General features: G+C 75.1%; 1 protein-coding gene. It reads left to right on the top strand.

The features are described from left to right. Nucleotides 1–3,194 (top strand): AMP-binding protein (locus ACFU99_RS38555; protein WP_384401846.1); only part of this gene is annotated, 3,194 nt, incomplete at both ends.

Here is a 3,194-nt window from a genome sequence, read left to right as displayed (position 1 = left end):
GTGCCGCAGGTCCTCGTCCTGCGCGCGACCTTCGAGGAACTGGCCGCCGCGATCGCGGCGGGCCGGGAGGAGGGCGAGTCCCCGTACCCCGCGCCCGCCCCGCCCTCGGGCGCGCGCTCCGCGCCCGCGACGTCCGAACAGCAGCGGCTGTGGCTCCACCAGCAGCGCGACCCGGACTCACGCGCGTACAACGTCGGGCTCGTCTTCCGCATCGAGGGCGCCGTCGACACCGCCGCGCTGCGCCGCTCGCTGCGCGGGCTGGTGACCCGGCACCCGGCCCTGCGGACCGCTTTCGAGGCCGCGCCGGAGGGGCTCCGGCAGGTGGTGGCGGAGCCGTACGACCCTTGGGCGGCGGCACCCGCGGCGGCCGGCTTGGAGCGGGGCGACGCGTCGTCTGCCAGTACGGGGCCGAGCGGGGCAGGGCCCGGCAGCGCGGTCGCCGACGGCTCGGAGCCGGGCGACGGGGGAACTTCCAGCGGCGAAGCCGCCTGGCATGCGGCCGCCGACCGGTTCTTCGGTGAGCCCTTCGACCTGAGACAGCCGCGGCTGTTCCAGGCATGCTGGCTGCCCGCCGAGGACTGTGTGGACAGCGGCGTACTGCTGCTGCGCCTGCACCACATCGCCGTCGACGGCTGGTCGCTCAACGTCCTCTTCCGCGAGCTCTCGGCGGACTACGCCGCCGCGCTCAACGGCGCGGAGGACGGCCAAGGCAATTCGGACGGTGCGACCGATCCCATCCCGACGCCGCTCGACTACGCGGCCTGGCAGGCCGACTGGTTCGCCCGGCCCGCCTACCGGGCCCAGCGCACCGCGCTCGCGGAGCACTACGGCCGCCCCGACGCGGACGAGGCCGACGAGGCCGAGCCGCCGTTCGACCCGAGCCCCGTCCCCGCCCGCGACGCCGGCCGGCTGCTGCACACCTCGCTCGGCCCGGAGCGGCGCGCCGCGCTCGACAGGCTGGGCACGGAGCTGGGGCTCACCCGGTTCCAGGTTCTGCTGGGCGTGTTCGCCTGGAGCCTGTACGGGGTGACCGGCCGCAGCCGCCCGCGGATCGCCGGACCGGTGGCCAACCGCCCGGTGCAGGACTTCGAGTCCGGCGTCGGCATGTTCGCCAACACCGTGCTGCTGCCGCTGGACCTGGACCCGGCCGAACGCCTGCGCGCCCAGCTCCGGCGGCACGGGACCGCCTCCCAGCGCGTACTGGACCGGCAGGACGTGGCGCTGGCGGACGTCCTCGCCGACCAGGGCCCCCGCGCCGACGGCCCGCCCTTCGACTTCATGTTCGTCCTGGAGAACACGGACTTCGACGCGCTGGCCCTGCCCGGCTGCCGTTCCGAGCCCCTGTGGCCGGCGGCGGCCGACGCGAAGTGCCCGCTCACCCTGTCCGTGGTCGAGCGCGGCACCGGCTTCGACTGTCTGTGGGAGTACGCGGACGGCAAGTTCGACGCCACGGAGATACGGGCCCTGGACGGGCTGTTCCGGCGTGCCCTGGACAGCCTGGCCGAGGGCGGTACCCAGACCCTGGCCGAACTGGTGGCCCCGTACCGGCGCGGCCTGCCGGACCCCGGCCGCGCCCCCGCGCCGACGTCGGAATTCGCCACGGTGGCCGACGGGTTCGCCCGCCAGGTCCGCCGGACGCCGGACGCGCCGGCCCTCGCGGACGGCGACCGCACCCTGAGCTACGCCGAACTCGACGCGTACTCCGTCGCGCTCGCCGCCGAGTTGCGTACGCGCTTCCCGCTGCCCGACCACGACGGCCTGCCGTGCCGCGTCGCGCTGCACTTCGAGCCGTCGGCGGAACACGTGGTGTCGGTGCTGGCGCTGGCGCGGCTCAACCTCACGATCGTGCCACTCGACCCGTCCTATCCCCCGGCGCTGCTGCGGCAGATCCTGGACCAGGTGGATCCGCTGTGCGTGCTGGCGGCGCCGGGCGGCGAGGCCGCCGTCGACGCGATCGCGCCGGAGGGCCTGCCCCGCCATCCGGTGGTGCTGTCGAGCGCGGCAGCGCCGCAGCTCCCGTCGCACGACGGGCGCCGGCCGCTCTACACCCTGTTCACCTCGGGCTCCACCGGCATGCCCAAGGGCGTGCAGGTGCCGGACCGTACGATGTGCGATCTGCTGAACTGGCAGACGGGGCCGGGCGGGCTGCCCGGCGGGGCCGTCACGCAGCAGTTCTCCAAGCTGTCCTTCGACGTGTCCTTCCAGGAGATCTTCAGCACCTTGTGCGGGGGCGGGTGCCTCACGCTCGTGGAGCCGCGCTGGCGGCAGGACGCTCCGGCGTTCCTGGAGCAGCTCGAAGCGGCCGGCGCCGAGCGTGTGTTCATGCCCTATGTGGCGTTGCAGATGCTGGCCGAGCACGGCGTGCGGCTGGGCCGCTTCCCCTCCCGGCTGCGGGAGGTGGTCTCGGCGGGCGAGCAGTTGCTGTGCACCGACGCCATCCGCCGCTGGTTCGCGGGGATGCCCGGCGCGCGGCTGTTCAACCACTACGGGCCGAGCGAGACGCACGTGGTCAGCGGCCTCTGCCTGGACGGCGACCCGGCCGACTGGCCGGCCCGTCCTGCCATCGGCCGCCCCGTGCCGGGGGCCTGGCTGCGCGTCGTCGACGCGTCCGGCGAGCCCGTGCCGCCCGGCTGCCCCGGCCGGCTGCTGATCGGCGGCACGATGGTCACGCCCTGCTACCTGGACGATCCCGCGCTCAACGACGAACGCTTCGTGGAGGTGCCGGGCCTCGGGACCTTCTACCGCAGCGGCGACCGGGCGCGGTTCGACCGGCAGGGCCTGCTGCACTACCTGGGCCGCGACGACCAGCAGATCAAACTCAGCGGCCACCGGCTGGAGCTGGGCCAGGTCGAGGCGGCGCTGCTGAGCCATCCGGCCGTCGTCAACGCGGTGGTGGTGCGGGACGGCGAGCGGCTCGCGGCCTGCCTCCAGTGCCGTGCCGGGTCCCCGCGGCCCACACGCGAGGAGCTGACGGCCCATCTGGAACCGCTGCTGCCGTCGTACGCGCGCGTCGACCGCTTCCGGCTCCTCGACGCGCTGCCGCTCACCCCGAGCGGCAAGCTGGACCGGCGGTCGGCGCTGACCGCGCCGGGCGAGGAACTGCGACCGCGCGGCGAGGAGCCGGAAGCGGTCGACGCGCGCGGACGACGGCAGCAGCGGTTCCCGAAGGGCCCTCAGCTCCGCGCGGGTGGGCC

This window comes from Streptomyces sp. NPDC057654, from assembly GCF_042800135.1.
GTDB lineage: Bacteria > Actinomycetota > Actinomycetes > Streptomycetales > Streptomycetaceae > Streptomyces.
This window is presented reverse-complemented; position numbering and strand designations above follow the sequence as displayed.